Origin of the sequence: Pseudomonas migulae NBRC 103157 (assembly GCF_002091715.1) — a bacterium.
Taxonomy (GTDB): Bacteria; Pseudomonadota; Gammaproteobacteria; order Pseudomonadales; family Pseudomonadaceae; genus Aquipseudomonas; species Aquipseudomonas migulae_A.
Window position 1 is genome coordinate 119,585 of the sequence record NZ_BDAG01000014.1, and the last position, 18,631, is coordinate 138,215.

Annotated in this window: 17 protein-coding genes and 1 pseudogene; 7 read left to right on the plus strand and 11 right to left on the minus strand. The window is 60.3% G+C overall.

Annotation, left to right across the window (positions count from 1 at the left end):
- Nucleotides 1-108: 108 nt before the first annotated feature.
- Both PMI01S_RS32415 and PMI01S_RS13375 read left to right on the plus strand, forming a co-directional pair.
- Nucleotides 109-390, plus strand: a pseudogene (locus PMI01S_RS32415) (PAS domain-containing protein); the annotation flags it as partial.
- 246 nt (nt 391-636) lie between these two features.
- Complete coding sequence (locus PMI01S_RS13375; protein ID WP_371850921.1) at nt 637-1,692, plus strand: methyl-accepting chemotaxis protein; 1,056 nt, start codon at nt 637-639, stop codon at nt 1,690-1,692.
- Here PMI01S_RS13375 and PMI01S_RS13380 read toward each other — a convergent pair.
- The 5 genes from PMI01S_RS13380 to norR all read right to left on the minus strand — a co-directional run bounded on the left by PMI01S_RS13380 (nt 1,689) and on the right by norR (nt 6,161).
- Nucleotides 1,689-2,438, minus strand: coding sequence for a YkgJ family cysteine cluster protein (locus PMI01S_RS13380; protein ID WP_084320488.1), 750 nt, complete (start codon nt 2,436-2,438; stop codon nt 1,689-1,691). The two genes, PMI01S_RS13375 and PMI01S_RS13380, sit on opposite strands and share 4 nt — an antisense overlap.
- Nucleotides 2,439-2,521: 83 nt before the next feature.
- Nucleotides 2,522-2,848 (minus strand): hypothetical protein, encoded by a 327-nt coding sequence (locus PMI01S_RS13385; RefSeq protein ID WP_084320489.1) that lies wholly within the window; start codon nt 2,846-2,848, stop codon nt 2,522-2,524.
- A gap of 149 nt (nt 2,849-2,997) precedes the next feature.
- Complete coding sequence (locus tag PMI01S_RS13390; protein WP_084320504.1) at nt 2,998-3,456, minus strand: GNAT family N-acetyltransferase; 459 nt, start codon at nt 3,454-3,456, stop codon at nt 2,998-3,000.
- A gap of 26 nt (nt 3,457-3,482) precedes the next feature.
- Nucleotides 3,483-4,385, minus strand: a complete 903-nt coding sequence (locus tag PMI01S_RS13395; RefSeq protein ID WP_084320490.1) for a chemotaxis protein CheV — start codon at nt 4,383-4,385, stop codon at nt 3,483-3,485.
- A 225-nt stretch (nt 4,386-4,610) separates the two neighbouring features.
- Nucleotides 4,611-6,161, minus strand: coding sequence for a nitric oxide reductase transcriptional regulator NorR (norR, locus tag PMI01S_RS13400; RefSeq protein WP_084320491.1), 1,551 nt, complete (start codon nt 6,159-6,161; stop codon nt 4,611-4,613).
- A gap of 156 nt (nt 6,162-6,317) precedes the next feature.
- Between norR and hmpA the strand changes: the two genes are divergently transcribed.
- The gene (gene hmpA, locus PMI01S_RS13405; protein ID WP_084320492.1) at nt 6,318-7,499 is read left to right on the plus strand and encodes an NO-inducible flavohemoprotein; all 1,182 of its coding nucleotides are present in this window, start codon (nt 6,318-6,320) and stop codon (nt 7,497-7,499) included.
- 133 nt (nt 7,500-7,632) lie between these two features.
- Here hmpA and PMI01S_RS13410 read toward each other — a convergent pair whose 3' ends face one another.
- The 5 genes from PMI01S_RS13410 to PMI01S_RS13430 all read right to left on the minus strand — a co-directional run bounded on the left by PMI01S_RS13410 (nt 7,633) and on the right by PMI01S_RS13430 (nt 12,961).
- Nucleotides 7,633-8,259 (minus strand): helix-turn-helix transcriptional regulator, encoded by a 627-nt coding sequence (locus PMI01S_RS13410; RefSeq protein ID WP_084320493.1) that lies wholly within the window; start codon nt 8,257-8,259, stop codon nt 7,633-7,635.
- Nucleotides 8,260-8,349: 90 nt separating this feature from the next.
- Nucleotides 8,350-9,477 carry an NAD(P)/FAD-dependent oxidoreductase gene (locus PMI01S_RS13415; protein WP_084320494.1) on the minus strand — a complete coding sequence of 376 codons (1,128 nt, stop codon included), beginning with the start codon at nt 9,475-9,477 and terminating at the stop codon, nt 8,350-8,352.
- Nucleotides 9,478-9,607: 130 nt separating this feature from the next.
- Nucleotides 9,608-10,555 carry an ornithine cyclodeaminase family protein gene (locus tag PMI01S_RS13420; protein ID WP_084320495.1) on the minus strand — a complete coding sequence of 316 codons (948 nt, stop codon included), beginning with the start codon at nt 10,553-10,555 and terminating at the stop codon, nt 9,608-9,610.
- 163 nt (nt 10,556-10,718) lie between these two features.
- Nucleotides 10,719-12,206, minus strand: a complete 1,488-nt coding sequence (rhlB, locus tag PMI01S_RS13425; RefSeq protein ID WP_084320496.1) for an ATP-dependent RNA helicase RhlB — start codon at nt 12,204-12,206, stop codon at nt 10,719-10,721.
- Between the two features lie 98 nt (nt 12,207-12,304).
- On the minus strand, nt 12,305-12,961 hold the full coding sequence (locus PMI01S_RS13430) for an alpha/beta hydrolase (protein ID WP_084320497.1): 657 nt from the start codon (nt 12,959-12,961) through the stop codon (nt 12,305-12,307).
- A 468-nt stretch (nt 12,962-13,429) separates the two neighbouring features.
- Here PMI01S_RS13430 and PMI01S_RS13435 point away from each other — a divergent pair, with 468 nt between their 5' ends.
- From PMI01S_RS13435 to PMI01S_RS13450, 4 genes are all read left to right on the plus strand, one after another.
- Nucleotides 13,430-14,464, plus strand: coding sequence for an amino acid ABC transporter substrate-binding protein (locus tag PMI01S_RS13435; protein ID WP_084320498.1), 1,035 nt, complete (start codon nt 13,430-13,432; stop codon nt 14,462-14,464).
- Nucleotides 14,465-14,529: 65 nt separating this feature from the next.
- Complete coding sequence (locus tag PMI01S_RS13440; RefSeq protein WP_084320499.1) at nt 14,530-15,711, plus strand: amino acid ABC transporter permease; 1,182 nt, start codon at nt 14,530-14,532, stop codon at nt 15,709-15,711.
- A gap of 10 nt (nt 15,712-15,721) precedes the next feature.
- A complete protein-coding gene (locus PMI01S_RS13445) occupies nt 15,722-16,819 on the plus strand; it encodes an amino acid ABC transporter permease (protein WP_084320500.1) in 1,098 nt (365 codons plus the stop codon).
- Nucleotides 16,820-16,829: 10 nt separating this feature from the next.
- Nucleotides 16,830-17,594 (plus strand): amino acid ABC transporter ATP-binding protein, encoded by a 765-nt coding sequence (locus PMI01S_RS13450; protein ID WP_074879996.1) that lies wholly within the window; start codon nt 16,830-16,832, stop codon nt 17,592-17,594.
- Nucleotides 17,595-17,881: 287 nt separating this feature from the next.
- On the opposite strand, the gene PMI01S_RS13455 is transcribed toward PMI01S_RS13450, so the two are convergent.
- The gene (locus PMI01S_RS13455) at nt 17,882-18,340 is read right to left on the minus strand and encodes an REP-associated tyrosine transposase (protein ID WP_084320501.1); all 459 of its coding nucleotides are present in this window, start codon (nt 18,338-18,340) and stop codon (nt 17,882-17,884) included.
- Between the last annotated feature and the right edge of the window lie 291 nt (nt 18,341-18,631).

The following is an 18,631-nucleotide window of genomic DNA, read 5'->3' on the forward strand; positions in this document are numbered from 1 at the left end:
CGATGATGGCTAAGTGCTCATATCCTGAGCCAGATCAACGTTTGTGGAATCAGTGCGCTTAGAGTCAGCAGCCCTGCCGACTCTTTCCCTACAACGAGCGCGCTTTCCATGAAGATCAACCTCCCGGTGACCGGCCGTAATGTCGACGTTGCGGCTGATGCGAACATCCTCTCGACCACTGATCTGACCAGCGCGATTACTTACGCCAACGACGACTTCATCAGGATCAGCGGCTACAGCCGTGAGGAGTTGCTGGGTTCGACGCACAACCTGCTGCGTCACCCGGACATGCCGGCAGCGGCATTCGCGCATATGTGGCAGACCCTCAAAAGTGGCCGCTCCTGGATGGGGCTGGTGAAAAATCGCTGCAAGAATGGCGATCACTATTGGGTGAGCGCCTATGCCACGCCGGTGACGCAGAACGGTCAGGCCGTGGAGTATCAGTCGGTCCGGACCCGGCCTTCGGCGCGGCAGATCGAAGCGGCGGAAATAGCTTACGCAAACCTTCGCGACGGTCGGGTGCCACTGTTGCAACGCCTGCCCATGCTCGCACCGGGACTCAAAGTGGTGGCGCTGTTCAGTGTGACGCTGGCCTGTGTGGTGGGCGTCGAGGTGTGGCTCAACCCGTCATCAGCCGTGTTCGGGCTGCTGGCGTTTGTCGTGGGCAGCGGGTTGGCGGCGGTTGGAACCGGGCTGATGTTGCGCCCGCTGACAGCGCTTACCGAGCGCGCCCGACAGATTGCCGACAACCCGTTGAGCCAGGGCATTTACACCGGCCGCCGGGATCAGTTCGGTCAGATCGAGTTTGCCTTTCAAATGCTCGAAGCGCAGATCGGCGCAGTGGTGGGGCGCATCGGTGACGCATCGCAGCGTCTGGCCGGGCATGCGGCAGAACTGGTCGAGCACTTGCAAAGCAGTCACGGCAGCACGCTGGATCAGCAGGCTGAAACCGATCAGGTGGCGGCGGCGATTCATCAGATGTCCGCCAGCGTGGCTCAGGTTGCCAGCCATGCGCAGCAAGCCTCGCAGGCGGCCGATCTGGCCGGCAGCGAAACCCGCGAAGGTCATCAACTGGTGAGTGAGAGTCGCCACGCCGTCTTGCGTCTGGCCGAGGAATTGGCGCACGCCACCGAGGTGATTCATCAGCTGGAAGGGCACAGCAGCGAGATCACCGGGGTGCTGGAAGTGATTCGCAGCATTGCCGAGCAAACCAATCTGCTGGCCCTCAACGCGGCCATCGAGGCGGCGCGCGCCGGGGATGCCGGGCGCGGTTTTGCGGTGGTGGCTGACGAAGTGCGGGGCCTGGCGCAACGCACCCAGCAATCGACCAACGAGATTCAGCGCATGATCAGCACCCTGCAAAACGGCACGCGGGACGCCGTGGTGGTGATGCAGCAAAGCAGTGAGCGGGTGGAAAACAGCGTCGAACAGGCCCGGCGCGCCGCCGATGCGCTGGACGCGATCAGTCGGCGGGTCAATCAGATTACCGAAATGAGTCTGCAAATCGCCTCGGCGGTGGAAGAGCAGAGCACCGTCAGCGAAGACATCAACCGCAACATCAGTCGCATTCGCTCCTCCTGCGAAGTCACGGTGAGCGAAGGCCGGCAAAGCCAGGCCAACTCCGAAGACGTGGCGGGGCTGGCGGGGGATTTACGGCAGTTGGCGCAGGAGTTCTGGCGAGAGCGCCGTTAAGCCGCGCGTAACGAAATGAACGCGTAGTTGAGCGGTGTTTCAGTGGTCACTTCTGCGCCGGCCGCCAACACTTGCCCGGCGATGTCGTCGCCGGACACGTGGAACTGCCAGTCACTGCTCGCGTTCGTCAGCGGTTGTTGCGCCACGTGGTCGATGACCGTGGCAAATGCGCTCATGTCCGGCAGGTACGCGGTGAATCCATCCCCCTTGAGCGCTGTAGTCCGAATGCCCAGCAACGCGCAAATCGCATCCTTGGCGCGGATGTCATCGCGATCTGCCTGACGGGAGCGCTGGATAAGTCCTGCGAGTTCCTGATCGACCAGTTCACCGCCAACGATCAAGTCCGGTCCTTTCTCCCACGACTCGGGCGGGCATTCCTTGATCGACGGGTTGAGGGGGATGTGCGGATTGATTTCCATCGGATAGATACGGCACACCAGCGGCCGGCGTTCGTAGATGCGGCAGAGGTTGTCTTCGTCAAGATTCCGGCAGGGACCGACGTTGTAGGCCGCGAACGTGATTGCCACGAACGCTTCGGAGGCGCCGCTTCGAACCTCCACCGAACGGCGTTCGGTATGTTCGCGTTGCTGCACCGGCAGCCCCAGGCCATTGCCCAGGAAACCTTCCACCAGCACGATCACCTGACCGCCGTCGGCCGCCCACATCCGGGCTTCTGTCAGGGTCAGGGGCACGTGGTGGTCATTGCAGCATTTGCCACAACCTACGCAGGAAAACGCTGTATTCATCGAAGGATCAGTCGCCTGTCTAAGTCCGAAACGGCGACAGAATGTCACCGCAAAGGTCTGCTTCGAAGCAAGTTATGCGCCATTCACTTGGATTTGGCGGGTACGCGGATGGAGTCCCATTCGGTCACATAGGCGGTTTTGCTTTTTTTGTTGTAGAGGCACAGCTCGGTGCCTTGCTGGCCTTTCATGTGTTTTTGCGGGTAGCGGCCTTGCAGGAGCACGGCGGTGTAGTCGACACGGTCGTCGAACTGTGCGGCTTTGCCGACGGGCGAGGCGTCTTGCAGGCCGCTGGCTTTGATGCAACTGGCGAGCATGGTTTTGTCGAAGGTGGCCCAGGCTTCAGGGGTGGAGGCTTGGGCTTGAGTGGCGAGGGCAGTGAGGCAGAGGACGGTGAGGGTAGTGGCTTTCATTGTTCAGGCATCCTTGGGCGTTGGGTTGGCCGGGGTTTGGAGTATGCCTGAGGGTTTTAGTTTGAATGTGTCGGCCCCTTCGCGAGCAAGCCCGCTCCCACAGTGGATTTCGTTGTACGCAAAGATCGAATGTGGGAGCTGGCGGTGTGTCAGGCCGGAACCGGCTCCCGGCGGACCACATACATCCCGCAACTTTCATACAACCGCTGCGCCCGAACGTTGTCTTCCAGCACCTTCAAATCCACAAACCCTTCATGACGCTGCTGAAACACGTTGAATGCATGCAACAGCAATGCCCGACCCAGCCCCCGACCCTGGGTGCGCGGGTGCACCACCAGATTCTTGATGTAGGCGCTGGTCCAGCACTGGCACACACCAACAATGCCGTCGGCATCCAGAGCGATGAAACACAGTGAAGGATCGTACTCGGGATCGGTCTCGAATCGCTGTTGCCAGGTATCCAGCGCCGGCACGCGACCGCCACCTTCCAGGTAACCCAGTTCCATCAGGCGATGAACGGCTTCTGCCAGTTCGGGGCGGTAATCGTGCAGGACGATTCCCTGAGGCCAGGTGATGGCGGGCGCAACTTCAGCCAGGTTGCGCCGCATCAGAAAACAAAAGGCCTCGGTCACACTCAATGGCCCTGTTCGGCGACCGCCTTGGCCGCTTCGATCAGGCACTTGGTCAGCTCCGGCGAGGAGAACTTGGTCAACACTGCGTTGGCGCCGGCAAGACGTGCCTTTTCGCTGTTCATCGCGCTGTCCAGCGAGGTGTGCAGCAGCACATACAGGTGCGAGAAGTCCGGGGTTTCGCGCAAGGTGCGGGTGAAGGCGTAGCCGTCCATCTCGGACATTTCGATGTCCGAGACGATCAGGTTGATTTGCTGGGCCGTGCCTTGCAGGTCCAGCAGGCAGTCGATGGCTTCCTTGGCGCTGCGGGCGGTGTGGCATTGCAGGCCGAGGTTGCGCAGGGTGTGCACCGACTGCTGCAAGGCCACCTGACTGTCGTCGACCACCAGGATGCGCGCGTTGCCCAGCACTTCGGCGTCTTCCATGCTCAGTTCGGTCGGGGCCATTTCGATCTGTGCGGGAGCGATGCCGTGGATGACTTTTTCGATGTCCAGCACTTGCACCAGCGTACCCTCGACCGAGGTCACACCGGTGATGTACGAGCGCACGCCGCCAGAGCCGAAGGGCGGCGGACGGATGTCGGTAGTCAGGCAATGGACGATTTTGCTCACGGCCTGAACGTGCAGGCCCTGCTTGGAACGGCTGACGTCAGTGACGATCAGGCAGCCGCCGTTCGGGTCTTCCAGTGGCCGCTCGCCAATGGCGCGGCTGAGGTCGATCACCGACAACGACGCGCCGCGCAGGGTGGCGATGCCTTTGACGTGGGGGTGCGACTCGGGCAGCTTGGTCAGCGGCGGGCAGGGAATGATTTCACTGACTTTGAGCAGGTTGATCGCCATCAGCTTGCCACTGCGCAAGGTAAACAGCAGAAGCGAAAGTGAGTCTGCGCGGGCTTTGGTGGAGGACATAAAAACCTTCTGTAGAAAAAGGTGATGGGCGAATGGAAAGTCGCCAAAAGCTATCGATGCCAAGTTATCGACTTGTTGGGGGCAGGCTTTAGGCTAAATGCCGATGTACAGCGAAATGCTCTCCCGACCTGTAGGAGCCGGCTTGCTGGCGATGGCATCGCCTCGGTTTGTCTGACGGACCTCGGCGATGCTATCGCCAGCAAGCCGGCTCCTACACAAAAGCGTTTATTTCATGCCCAGTCTTTTGGCCATCCGCCCGAGATTCGCCCTGTCCAGGCCTAGCTCTCGCGCCGCGCTCGCCCAGTTATTGTGGTGCCGTTCCAGGCATGCGCCGATCAATTGCCGTTGGTAACTTTCAGTCGCTTCACGCAAATCCCCGGTCACCAGCGCCGGTGCAGCGGCAGCGGCGGGCTCAGCCACGACTTCAGCGCCGCCAATGGGCAACTCCAGATCCGCCGCACTCAAACTGAGAATCTTCGGCCGTTCCTTGCAGTGCCCCAAGGCTTTCAACGCGCTACGACCGATCAAATGCTCCAGTTCTCGCACATTACCCGGCCAGTCATAGGCGAGCAATGCGGCCTGGGCGTCACTGTTCAGGCGCAGGCTGTTGAGGCCCATGCGCGAGCGGTTCTGCTCCAGGAAGAAACCGCTGAGCAGCAGCACGTCCCGCCCGCGATCCCGCAGGGCCGGCACCAGCAGCGGGTAAACGCTTAAACGGTGATAGAAATCGGCACGGTAACGGCCGCTGCGCACTTCTTCGGCGAGGTCGCGATTGGTCGCGGCGATGAGTCGCACGTCGACCTGATGTTCCTTGTCCGAACCCAGCCGCTGCAGCTGACCGCTTTGCAGCACACGCAGTAACTTGGCCTGCACGGTCAGCGAAAGTTCGCCGACTTCATCGAGAAACAGCGTGCCGCCATTGGCCAGTTCGAACTTGCCTCGGCGGTCGCTGGTCGCCCCGGTAAAGGCGCCGCGCACGTGGCCGAACAGTTCGCTTTCCACCAGCGTGTCCGGCAGCGCGGCGCAGTTGAGGCTGATGATCGGTTTGTCGGCCCGCGGCGAGGCGGCGTGAATCGCCTGGGCCACCAGCTCCTTGCCGACCCCGGTTTCCCCTGTGATCAACACGGTCAGGTCGCTGCCGCCGACCAGGCTGATTTCTTCCACCAGCCGTTTGTGGGCCTTGCTCTGGCCGATCATCTCGCGGTTCTGCTGTCCGCTGGCCTGACGGTAAAGCTCGGCACGCTGATGTTCGTCCTCGACACGATTGGCCAGCCGTTCGATGCGCTCGGCGGCATTGACCGTGGCGGCGGCGAGGCTGGCGAAGGCTTGCAGGGCGTCCAGTTCGATCGGTTCGAAACGCTCCGGGTCGAGCGCATCGAGGGTCAGCAAACCCCACGGGCGCTCGTCGATAAACAGCGGGCAGCCCATGCAGTCGTGAACTTCCAGATGTTCATGAAGACCATCGACCAACCCGTCGTAAGGGTCGGGCAGGTCGCTGTCGGCGGCAAACCGCGTCGGGCCGGGGCTGCTGAGCAGCGCTTTGAAGCGCGGGTGTTCGCTGACCTTGAAACGCCGGCCGAGGGTGTCGGTGCTCAAGCCGTCGACGGCCAGTGGCACCAGCCAGTCGCCATCGAGGCGCAGCAACGCGGCAGCATCGCAGGGGAGCAGGGCGCGCATGGCTTCGAGCAGGCGCCGATAGCGCTCGCCCTCGGGGAGTTCGCGGGACAGGTCCGAGACCAGAGGCAGCAACGTGGTAAGCAGGGATTTTGCAGTCATAGTGACTCCATGTAGTCGAGATGACTATAAGTCAGACTGTGTCGTTATGACTAGATTGTTTGTAAGATATTGATTTTTAACGATTAAATAGCTGGCACGGAAACTGATAAGGATAGGGCAATCAGTTAGAAAACCAAGTAGCTCAGGAGTCACCTTATGCTTAGCGTTCAAGACCGTGCAATCGTCAAATCCACTGTGCCGTTGCTGGAAAGCGGTGGCGAAGCATTGATCACGCATTTTTACCGCATGATGCTCTCCGAATACCCGGAGGTCCGCCCGCTGTTCAACCAGGCCCACCAGGCCAGCGGTGATCAACCCCGCGCCCTGGCCAACGGCGTGTTGATGTATGCGCGCCACATCGATCAGCTCGACCAGTTGGGCGACCTGGTGGCCAAGATCATCAACAAGCACGTGGCCCTGCAAATCCTCCCGGAACACTACCCGATTGTCGGCACCTGCCTGCTGCGTGCGATTTCCGAAGTGTTGGGTGACGAGATTGCCACGCCGGAAGTGATGAGTGCCTGGGGCGCGGCTTACGGTCAATTGGCCGAGATCCTGATCGGCGCTGAAACCAGCATCTATGACCAGAAAGAACAGGCGCCGGGCGGCTGGCGCGGTGCGCGGGAATTCATCGTCGCGGCCAAGGTTGAAGAGAGTGCGGAAATCACCTCGTTCTACTTCGAGCCGGCGGACAAAGGGCCAATCCTCGCCGCCGAACCCGGCCAGTACATCGGCATGAAACTGATCCTCGATGGCGAAGAGATTCGTCGTAACTATTCGCTGTCAGCCCTGGCGAACAAAGGTCAGTACCGCATCAGCGTCAAGCGTGAAAACGGTGGCCGCGCCTCGAACCATCTGCATGATCAACTGCACGTCGGCGCCAGCATTCAGCTGTTCCCGCCATCGGGCGAATTCACCCTGACCGATAGCGACAAACCGTTGGTGCTGATCAGCGGCGGCGTCGGCATCACCCCGACACTGGCCATGCTTGAAGCGGCGCTGACAACCAAGCGGCCGGTGCATTTTATCCACTGCGCACGCAACGGCAGCGTCCACGCCTTCCGCGACTGGATTGATGGATTGGCCGAGCGTCACCCGCAACTCAAGCGCTTCTATTGCTACGACGAAGATGATGGCGTCAGCCCGGCAGCGGACAAGGTCGGGTTGTTGAGTCAGGAGCAACTGGGCGAGTGGCTGCCGCAGCAGCGCGATCTGGATGCGTATTTCCTGGGGCCTAAAGGCTTCATGGCAGCGGTGAAGCGTCACCTGAAAGCCTTGGGTGTACCGGAGAAGCAAAGCCGTTACGAGTTCTTCGGCCCGGCATCGGCGCTGGAATAAATACACAATACCCGTAGGAGCAAGGCTTGCCTGCGAAGGCGTCCGCGCAATCTCCGCAAGCCTTGAGGGGCGCCATCGCCAGCAAGCCGGCTCCTGCAGGGGCGTGTTTCGCAAGCAATCCAAGGGGCGTTTTTTAGCCCTTCAATTCCTTCAAATGCTTGTACACCGTCGCCCGTCCCATGTTCAGCACGTTCGCCACATAGTTGGAGGCGCTTTTGCCTTTGAAGGCGCCTTCGGCGTGCAGGGCCAGCACCAGTTCGCGTTTGTGGTCGCGGGTCAGCAGGTTCAGGCTCAGCTGACGTTCGCGCAGCCAGCCGTGGAGGAAGGTGTTGATTCTCTCCTGCCAGTCATCGCGAAACAGTGAATCCGGTTGCGGGATCAACTTGCTCGGTGACAGGAACAGATCCAGCGCTGCCTTGGCATTTTCGAACAGCGAAATATTCAGATTGATGCACAGCACGGCCAGTGGATGACCGTTGCTGTCGCGCAGCACGCTGCTCAGGCTGCGAATCTTCTGACCATCCCAATTGAGTTTTTCGTACGGGCCGATGTTCCGTTCGCTGATGTCATCGCTGAGCATGTCTTCCAGCGCGGAGTCGTCACCGACTTCCCGTTTCGACAGGTTATTGGCGATGTAATCGACTTTCTGTGTGCGCAGATCGTGCAGCACCACCTCGGCGTGGGGAAAGAACAACGTGGCGATTGCATCGGCAATCGCGCGGAAGTTGTCCAGGGCCGGGTCTTTTACAGGTGCGTTCATACAGTGGAGCTCCAGGCAGCGTCAGCGCCCTGCAAAAAGGGCGCTGGAAGTTTGCCGCAATCGTGTCGACACGTCACCTGAGGAAGCGGATCAACCCAGGCGAGCGGGGGAGAGCATCCCGGCATCCAGGCCGAAGCGCTTGAGTGGCTCGGGCAGGGGTTCGCCGCGCACCAGTGCGGCGCTGGCCTGGCCCATGGCGGGCGAGGTCTGGATGCCGTAACCGCCTTGCGCTGCCACCCAGAACAGGCCGGGTACCTGCAGATCGAAACCGGACAGCAAGTCGCCATCGGCCACGAAGCTGCGCAGGCCGGCCCAGGTGCGGGTCGGGCGGCGGATGGTCAGGGTGGTGGCTTCTTCGATCTGGTAGATGCCCATGGCGATGTCCAGTTCTTCGGGCTGCACGTCGTGCGGTTCCACCGGGTCGGCGTTGGCCGGCGAGCCGAGGAACATGCCGGCGTCGGGCTTCATGTAGAACGACTCGTCGAGGCTGACCAGCATCGGCCAATGGTGGATGTCCACGCCTTCCGGCCCGGCGAAGATGAACGCCGCACGGCGCTTGGGCTGAAGGCCCAGCGGCCTGGCGCCGGCCAGTTCGCCGATCTTGTCGGCCCAGGCGCCGGCGGCGTTGATGATGACCGGGGCGCTGAAGGTCTGGCCGTTGGTTCGCACCTGCCACACACCTTCGCCGTCGCGGGTCAGGCTCAGGACTTCGCTGTCGGTGTGCACTTCACCTTTGTTGCGCCGGATGCCGCGCAGGTAACCCTGGTGCAGGGCATCGGTGTCGATGTCGCTGGCGGTCGGGTCGTAGATCGCGCCGTGGACTTTTTCCCGGCGCAGGATCGGCAGGCGTGCGCAGGCTTCGTCGGCGCTGAGCAGTTGCATCTCGGGCACCGTGGCTTTGGCGCTGAGGTATTGATTGTTCAGTTCGACCGGGTCGCCGGTGAAGTCCACGGTCATCTCGCCACGTGGGGTCAGCAGCGGGTGTTCGCAGAAACCGGCGGGCGGGGCGTCGAAGAAGTCGCGGCTGGCCTGGGTCAGTGCCCGGACTTGCGGTGTGCCATAAGCCGCAGTGAACAGCGCGGCCGAACGTCCGGTGGAGTGGTAGGCCGGATGGGATTCGCGTTCGAGCACAATCACCCGGGCGTGCTGCGACAGCCAGAAACCGGTGGAAGCGCCGGCAATCCCGCCGCCGATGATGATGAAATCTGCCTGGCTCATGAATGTCTCCTGTAAGCCGCAATATAGATCTCCTGTAGGAGCCGGCTTGCTGGCGATGGCATCGCCGCAGTTGGTCTGACAGACCGCGGCGCCTGCATCGCCAGCAAGCCGGCTCCTACAGGGTGGGGGATTAGTGCTGTAGTTGGTAAATGGCATTGGCCAGCGCGATGTCTTCCAGGCCCAGGCCGATGGAGCGGAAGAACACGTGGCGGTCGTAATCAGGGCGCTGGACTTTTTCGCTGATCAGGTCCGGCAGGTCCCCGACAATCGCGCTCTTGTCCCAGCCATGTTGCTCGCCGGCAATCAGCATTTCGCCCGCCGATCCCGGAGTGGTCAGACGGTAGTCGCAGAACACCTGCATGTCATTGAGGCTCTGCGGCGGCACTTCGTGGGCGCGTGGTGCGTTGGTGCTGATGGAGGTGATCAGCGCCGGTTTGCTCAGGCTCGTCGGGTCGATCACTGGGCCGGCGGACGAAGTGCACAGCATGATGACGTCGGCGTCATGGACGGCCGCTTCACGACTGTCGACGAGGGTCAGGCGTGGATCGAGGCGCTTAATCTCGGCCAGGGCCTCAGGGCTGAGTTCGCTCAGGTTCGGCGAGAAAAGGTGGATGCTTTGCCAGTCGCGCAAACCTTTGACGTAATGCAGGTGCGCCAGGGCAACTTTGCCACTGCCGATGATCGCCAGGCGTTGAGCGTTCAACGGGGCAAGGGCATCGACAGCGACGGCGGTGGTCGCGGCGGTGCGCGCCGTGGTCAGTTCGCCTGCATCGCAGAGCAACAGCGGCTGACCGGTCTGCATCGACATCAATAAGGTCCAGGCAGTCACCAGCGGGCCTTGTTCGCGCACGATATAGGGCGACGTCTTGACCCCGTAAACCCCGTCTTCGGCCAGCACGCCCAGGTAGTTGATGAAGTCGCCGGCACCCTTGGGAAATTCCACCAGTTGCTGCGCCGGTTGCACTGCCTGCCCGGCGGCCAGGTCGCGGAACAGCTTGCGCAGGATCTGCGGCACGTCGACCTGCGCCAACAATTCGCGGGCCTGGGGTTGGGTGATCACAAACGGCGTGCTGGACATGGGCGGCTCCGGGAGCTGGAAGTAAACTAATTTGTCTATTATGGACTTTTAGTTGTCTCTCGCAAGCACCTTTTGTAGGAGCAAGCTCGCTCCTACAGTGATTTGGGGGCGAAAAAAAAGCGCAGTCCGTTGCCGGCTGCGCCTCTTTTATTGCGACCCGCTGTTACGGACGCTTGCGCTCAACCGCCCGCAACAGATGCGTCGGTGGCGTTTCACAGCTGATCTTGCGACCGAGCAGCGCCTCGATGGACGGCAGCTGGTAGGAGTCGTCTTCCCCGGCAAAACTGATGGACACGCCATCGGCGCCAGCGCGTCCGGTACGGCCGATACGGTGCACGTAATCGTCCGGGACTTCCGGCAGGGTGAAGTTGATCACGTGGCTGATGCCGTCGATGTGAATGCCGCGACCGGCGACATCGGTGGCCACCAGCACGCGGATCTTGCCTTCGCGAAAGCCTTCAAGCGTCTTGATGCGCTTGTGTTGCGGCACATCGCCGGACAGTTGCGCGGCGTTGACGCCATCACGTACCAGGCGCTCTTCGATGCGCCGCACTTCATCCTTGCGGTTGGCGAAGACCATCACCCGCTCCCAACCGTTGTCGTTGACCAGGTTGTAGAGCAGTTTGTATTTGTCGGCACCGGCCACCGCGTAAATGTGCTGCTCGACGTTTTCGCTGGCCACGTTCTGCGACTCGATCTCGACGATCGACGGGTCGGTGGTCCATTGCTTGGCGAGGTTCATCACGTCTTCGGTGAACGTCGCGGAGAACAACAGCGTCTGGCGCTCGTTCTTTGGCGGTGTCTGGCGAATGATCTGACGCACTTGCGGGATGAAGCCCATGTCGAGCATGCGGTCGGCTTCGTCCAGGACCATCACTTCGACCATGTCCAGGTGCACGTCGCCGCGCTGGTTGAAGTCGAGCAGGCGGCCCGGAGTCGCGACGAGGATGTCGCAATGACGTGCTTCGAGATGCTTGAGCTGCTTGTCGAAGTCCATGCCGCCGACAAACGTCATGACATTGAGGCCGGTGTACTTGGTCAGGTCGGCGGCGTCCTTGGCGATCTGCACCACCAGTTCGCGGGTCGGCGCGATGATCAGCGCCCGTGGCTCGCCCATGTAGCGCTCTTTCGGCGGCGGGGTTTGCAGCAACTGGGTGATGATCGAAATCAGGAATGCAGCGGTTTTGCCGGTGCCCGTCTGGGCGCGACCGATGGCATCTTTGCCCGCGAGGGTGAAGCCAAGGACTTGAGCCTGAATCGGCGTGCAATACGGGAAGCCGAGGTCCTGGATGGCGTGCATCAGTTCCGGGGCGAGTTTGAAATCGTGAAAACGGGTTTTGCCTTCCTGGGGTTCGACGGCGAAATCTTCGAGTTTCCAGGGGATGACCGGCGCTTTTGGCTTGGGCTCGCGACGCGGTTTGGCAAGTTTCGCGGCTTCGATGGGCGGCGCTTCAGCGGCAATGGCTTCGACGGCGGGGGTGGCCGGTGCAGGCTTCGGCGCGTGTTTCGGTGCCGCTATGGGGTCGGTCCGGCCAGGCTGATTACCGTCGGTGCGGTGGCTGGGGCTGTGAGACGGAGCGCTGGAGGCTGGCGCGAGCTGCTCAGTCTCGCTTTTACCGAACATTTTCTTGAGTGCTTTGAGCACGGTCATCTCATCAATTGGTTAAGGAATATACGGCGGCCAGTGTAATGCAAGAATCGGGCGCGGCGTAGGGGGATGGATCAATGGGCTGTTTTTCAGCTGAGCCGTTAACGCAAGCGCTCGCCAAGCCAGACGCCGATGTCGCGAATCTCCTCGGGTAACACTTCGTGACCCATTGGGTATTCCTGCCATGTCACGGTGACACCATGCTGCTTCAGATACTCGTAGGCGGTCCGTCCCATCGAGTTTTGCACCACGTCATCGTACTGACCGTGCAGTGACAGCACCGGAATGCGTTGCTGGCTGGCCGAAAGCTCCAGTTCGTCACTGAAAGTCGGTGCATAAGTAGAAAGGGCAAGTACGCCACCCAACGGCCCCTGCCATTTCAGAAACACGGTGTGTAACACCACGGCGCCGCCTTGGGAAAAGCCTGCCAGGAAAATCCGCGAGGCGTCTATTCCGATAGCTCGCTGCGTTTCGATCAATTGAATGATTCGGTCCGACGACGCTTCCAGCTGCTCGCGATTGATCGCGCGCGCAGGGCTCATGGCCAATATGTCGTACCAGCTCGGCATCTCGTAGCCACCGTTGATGGTGACGGCACAGGTCGGTGCCTGAGGGAGAACGAAGCGAGTGGTCAGCAGGCTTTCCTGTAACGCTTCAGCCACCGGCAGGAAGTCGTAACGGTCGGCGCCCAGGCCGTGCAGCCAGATGACGCAGGCATCTGCGGGCTTGACGGGTTCAAGGATAAGGGGCTCGGTCATGGCTGCTCCAATTTTGTGCGTGCGCTCTCATTGAGTGCGAGAGATGAGTGCGCGTCTGGTTGATCCGTTAAGAAGATGTCGCAAGGCTACAAGTTTTGCTATTGACCTGTCCCTAAACCGCTTTGGCGAGCGGTCTGGTACGGGCTTTGCTATAGGAAGCCTGTATGAAAAATCCCACGCCTGTCGGTAACACTATCAGGCCATTGTTCGTAGTGGGATAGCAAAAAAATCCGGTGATGGATGTTCGCCAGTGGCCGCTACGGGCTTCGCGAACGTGAAAGGGCTACAGCCCGTTCGGCCGATTGGTGAGAAGTGAGTGGTCCATGATGTGGATTTTCTCCTACTAGACTCATAGCGCAGGTCCTACGTCGGTTGACCCTAAAAAAAGCCAACACGGGTCGACTACGCCTCATAAGGGTGCGACAGGACTCAAGCTCCGACACAACAAGAGCAAAACTGGAGGTTTGAATGAAGATGTTGAAATCCACCCTGGCGATCGTGTCTGCAGCCGCAGTACTCGGTGTCAGCGGGTTCGCTCAGGCGGGTGCAACCCTGGATGCAGTGCAGAAGAAAGGTTTCGTACAGTGCGGCGTCAGCGATGGCCTGCCTGGTTTCTCGGTTCCGGACGCCACTGGCAAGATCGTCGGTATCGATGCTGACTACTGCCGCGCTGTGGCCGCTGCCGTCTTCGGCGACGCGACCAAGGTCAAGTTCAGTCAGTTGAACGCCAAAGAGCGCTTCACCGCGCTGCAGTCCGGCGAAATCGACATCCTGTCGCGCAACACCACCATGACCAGCTCCCGTGATTCGGGCATGGGTCTGAAATTCCCTGGTTTCATCACTTACTACGACGGCATCGGTTTCCTGGTAAACAGCAAGACGCTGGGCGTGAAAAGCGCCAAAGAGCTCGACGGCGCCACCATCTGCATTCAAGCCGGTACCACCACCGAGCTGAACGTTTCCGACTACTTCCGTGGCAACGGTCTGAAATACACCCCGATCACCTTCGACACATCCGACGAAAGCGCCAAGTCGCTGGAATCCGGTCGTTGCGACGTGCTGACCTCCGACAAATCCCAGCTCTATGCACAACGCAGCAAGCTGGCGACCCCGAACGACTACACCGTTCTGCCGGAAACCATCTCCAAGGAGCCTCTGGGCCCGGTCGTCCGTAATGGCGACGACGAGTGGCTGGCCATCGTGCGCTGGACTGGCTACGCCATGCTCAACGCTGAAGAAGCCGGCATCACTTCGAAAAACGTCGAAGCTGAAGCCAAAGGCACCAAGAACCCGGACGTCGCTCGTCTGCTGGGTACCGACGGTGAATACGGCAAAGACCTGAAAGTGAAGAAAGACTGGGTCGTGCAGATCGTCAAGCAAGTCGGTAACTACGGTGAAGTGTTCGAGAAAAACCTCGGCAAGGACACTCCGCTGGCCATCGACCGCGGGCTGAACGCTCTGTGGAACAACGGCGGCATTCAATACGCACCACCAGTGCGCTGATGGTTCTATCACCCGGTGGGCCAACCACCGGGTGATGTTCTGTTCCATTACATCCGGGGCACTTCATGCAAAATTCAATCGGCGCACCAAAGCAGAGGCTCAGCCTCAGCGATCCCAAAGTGCGTGCGTGGCTATTTCAGATCATCACCATCGTGGCGGTGGTCTCGATGGGCTGGTACCTGTTCGACAACACGCAGACCAACCTTCAACACCGGGGCATTACCTCCGGTTTCGACTTTCTGGAGCGCAGTGCCGGTTTCGGCATCGCTCAACACCTGATCGACTACACCGAATCGGACAGCTATGCCCGGGTGTTTGTCATCGGCCTGCTCAACACGCTGCTGGTGACTTTCATCGGCGTGATCCTGGCGACAATCCTCGGGTTCATCGTCGGCGTGTCACGGCTGTCGAAGAACTGGATCATCGCTAAGCTGGCGACTGTTTATGTGGAAGTCTTCCGCAACATTCCGCCGCTGCTGCAAATCCTGTTCTGGTACTTCGCGGTGTTCCTGACCATGCCGGGGCCACGCAACAGCCATAACTTCGGCGACACCTTCTTCGTCAGCAGCCGCGGCCTGAACATGCCGGCCGCGTTGATGGCGGACGGTTTCTGGCCGTTTGTGATCAGCATCGTCGTGGCCATTGTCGCGATCGTGCTGATGAGCCGCTGGGCCACCAAACGCTTCGAAGCGACCGGTGTGCCGTTCCACAAGTTCTGGGTCGGCCTGGCGCTGTTCCTTGTGATCCCGGCGCTGTGCGCTCTGATCATCGGCACCCCCGTGCACTGGGAAATGCCCAAGCTGCAAGGCTTCAACTTCGTCGGTGGCTGGGTGCTGATCCCGGAACTGCTGGCGCTGACCCTGGCCCTGACCGTGTACACCGCGGCGTTCATCGCCGAGATCGTGCGTTCGGGCATCAAGTCGGTCAGCCACGGCCAGACCGAAGCGGCACACTCGCTGGGTCTGCGCAACGGTCCGACCCTGCGCAAAGTGATCATCCCGCAAGCCCTGCGCGTGATCATTCCACCGCTGACCAGCCAATACCTGAACCTGGCGAAAAACTCTTCGCTGGCGGCCGGTATCGGTTATCCGGAGATGGTCTCGTTGTTTGCCGGTACGGTGCTGAACCAGACTGGGCAGGCGATCGAAGTCATTGCCATCACCATGAGCGTGTACCTGGCGATCAGTATCAGCATTTCCCTGCTGATGAACTGGTACAACAAGCGCATTGCGCTGATCGAGCGGTAAGGAAAAGCGCATGAGTACTCATACATTCAAACCTGACATGCCGCCACCGAGCAAAGTCTTCGGGCCGATGGCGTGGATGCGCGCGAACATGTTCTCCAGCTGGCTCAACACCCTGCTGACGCTGTTCGCGTTCTACCTGATTTATCTGATCGTTCCGCCGATTCTGGAATGGGCGATCATTGACGCCAACTGGGTCGGCACCAGCCAGGCCGATTGCACCAAGGAAGGCGCCTGCTGGGTGTTCATCCAGCAGCGCTTTGGCCAGTTCATGTACGGCTACTACCCGATGGACCTGCGCTGGCGCGTGGACCTGACTGTGTGGCTGGCGGTGATCGGCGTGGCACCGTTGTTCATCTCGCGCTTCCACCATAAAGCCGTGTATGGCCTGAGCTTTCTGGTGCTGTACCCGATCATTGCCTGGTGCCTGTTGCATGGCGGTGTTTTCGGCCTGACCCAGGTGGCGACCAGCCAATGGGGCGGCCTGATGCTGACTCTGGTGATCGCCACCGTCGGCATTGCCGGTGCGTTGCCGTTGGGGATTGTCCTGGCCCTGGGTCGTCGTTCGAACATGCCGGCGATTCGAGTGGTCTGCGTGACCTTCATCGAATTCTGGCGCGGCGTGCCGTTGATCACAGTGCTGTTCATGTCCTCGGTGATGCTGCCGTTGTTCCTGCCTGAAGGCATGAACTTCGACAAACTGCTGCGGGCGCTGATCGGCGTGATCCTGTTCCAGTCGGCCTACGTCGCCGAAGTGGTGCGGGGCGGTCTGCAAGCGATCCCGAAAGGTCAGTACGAAGCCGCCGCCGCGATGGGCCTCGGTTACTGGCGCAGCATGGGCCTGGTGATTCTGCCGCAAGCCCTGAAGCTGGTAATCCCTGGCATCGTCAACACCTTCATTGCGCTGTTCAAGGACACGAGCCTGGTGATCATCATCGGCCTGTTCGACTTGCTCAACAGCGTCAAACAAGCCGCCGCCGACCCGAAATGGCTGGGCATGGCCACTGAAGGCTATGTGTTCGCGGCCCTGGTGTTCTGGATTTTCTGTTTTGGTATGTCCCGCTATTCCATGCATTTGGAACGTAAGCTGGATACAGGCCACAAGCGTTAGGAGTTTTGTCATGAGCGAAGCAATCAAAAAGCCTGTGAGCCCTGAAGGCATTATTCAGATGCAGGGCGTGAACAAGTGGTACGGCCAGTTCCACGTGTTGAAAGACATCAACCTGAACGTTAAACAGGGCGAGCGTATCGTCCTGTGCGGCCCGTCGGGTTCCGGCAAATCCACCACCATCCGTTGCCTCAATCGTCTGGAAGAACACCAGCAAGGCCGCATCGTGGTCGATGGCGTGGAACTGACCAACGACCTCAAGCAGATCGAATCGGTCCGTCGTGAAGTCGGCATGGTGTTCCAGCACTTCAACCTGTTCCCGCACCTGACCATCCTGCAGAACTGCACGCTGGCGCCGATGTGGGTGCGCAAGATGCCCAAGCGCAAGGCCGAAGAAATCGCCATGCATTACCTGGAGCGCGTACGCATTCCGGAGCAGGCGCATAAATTCCCGGGGCAACTGTCCGGCGGCCAGCAACAGCGTGTGGCGATTGCCCGTGCCCTGTGCATGAAACCGAAAATCATGCTGTTCGACGAACCGACTTCGGCACTCGACCCGGAGATGGTGAAAGAGGTGCTGGACACCATGATCGGCCTGGCCGAAGACGGCATGACCATGCTCTGCGTGACCCACGAAATGGGCTTCGCCCGCACCGTGGCCAACCGCGTGATCTTCATGGACAAGGGCGAGATCGTTGAACAGGCGGCGCCAAACGACTTCTTCGATAATCCGCAGAATGACCGGACCAAGTTGTTCTTGAGCCAGATCCTGCATTGATCGAAGCCAGGCAGTGAAATAAACCCGGACGCTGTTCCGGGTTTTTTTTGCCCAATGAAATCCTCCCCCCTGCCGACATGACTGCGGATGCGTACCGCGTACCGTAGGAGCCGGCTTGCTGGCGATGGCGGTGAAACAGCCGCCATCCATGTTGAATATGAAACGGTGATCGCCAGCAAGCCGGCTCCTACAAGGTCATGTCTGGGCATGACTGTGGATGCGTACTGCGTACCGTGGGAGCCGGCTTGCTGGCGATGGCGGCATAACAGCCTCCACCGAGATCCCGGTTATAACCATTTGGCATCCCACAATGGGTAATCGTGCACGCGTGTGACAAGCCCTGCACGCAATGGGTTGGCAACGATGTATCGGGCGACCGCTTGCAGATCCTCTTCACGGCGAATCGCACGGTCGTGGAAACCTCTCTGCCATACCATTCCTTTGCGCTCCAACCGCGCGTTTACCGCCCGTGCGCTGTGCGATTTGGTTGCCAGTACCAACGCCGACAACGAATTGTTCTTCAGTTCGACCAGCCAATGAAAATGGTCAGGCATCACCACCCAGGCAAGGGAATCGACCCATTCTTCTGTATGCGCCTGGCGAAAGCGCTCCACCACCAGGCGTCCTGTCCGCCAGTCAGTAAAAAAGGGGGCGCGGTTCCAGGTGACAGCCGTCAGCAGATAGATTTGGCCGGTTTGGGAATAGCGGCCGGCGCGCAAGCGATTGGCGTGGGGAAGATCGGGCATTCCATTGCCCTCCTGTGTTTTGAAAGAAACAGAAGGCTAGTGCGCAATAGTGAGAGGCGTTTTCAAAGTTCAGTTCTGAATGTGTCGATGCCATCGCCATCGCCATCGCCAGCAAGCCGGCGCCTACATGTCAGGGCATAAATGCGGATGCGCACCGCGCACCTGTAGGAGCCGGCTTGCTGGCGATGGCGGTGAAACAGCCGCCATCCATGTTGAATGTGAAACGGTGATCGCCAGCAAGTCGGCGCCTGCAGGTCAGGGCATAAAGGCGGATGTGCACCGCGTACTGTA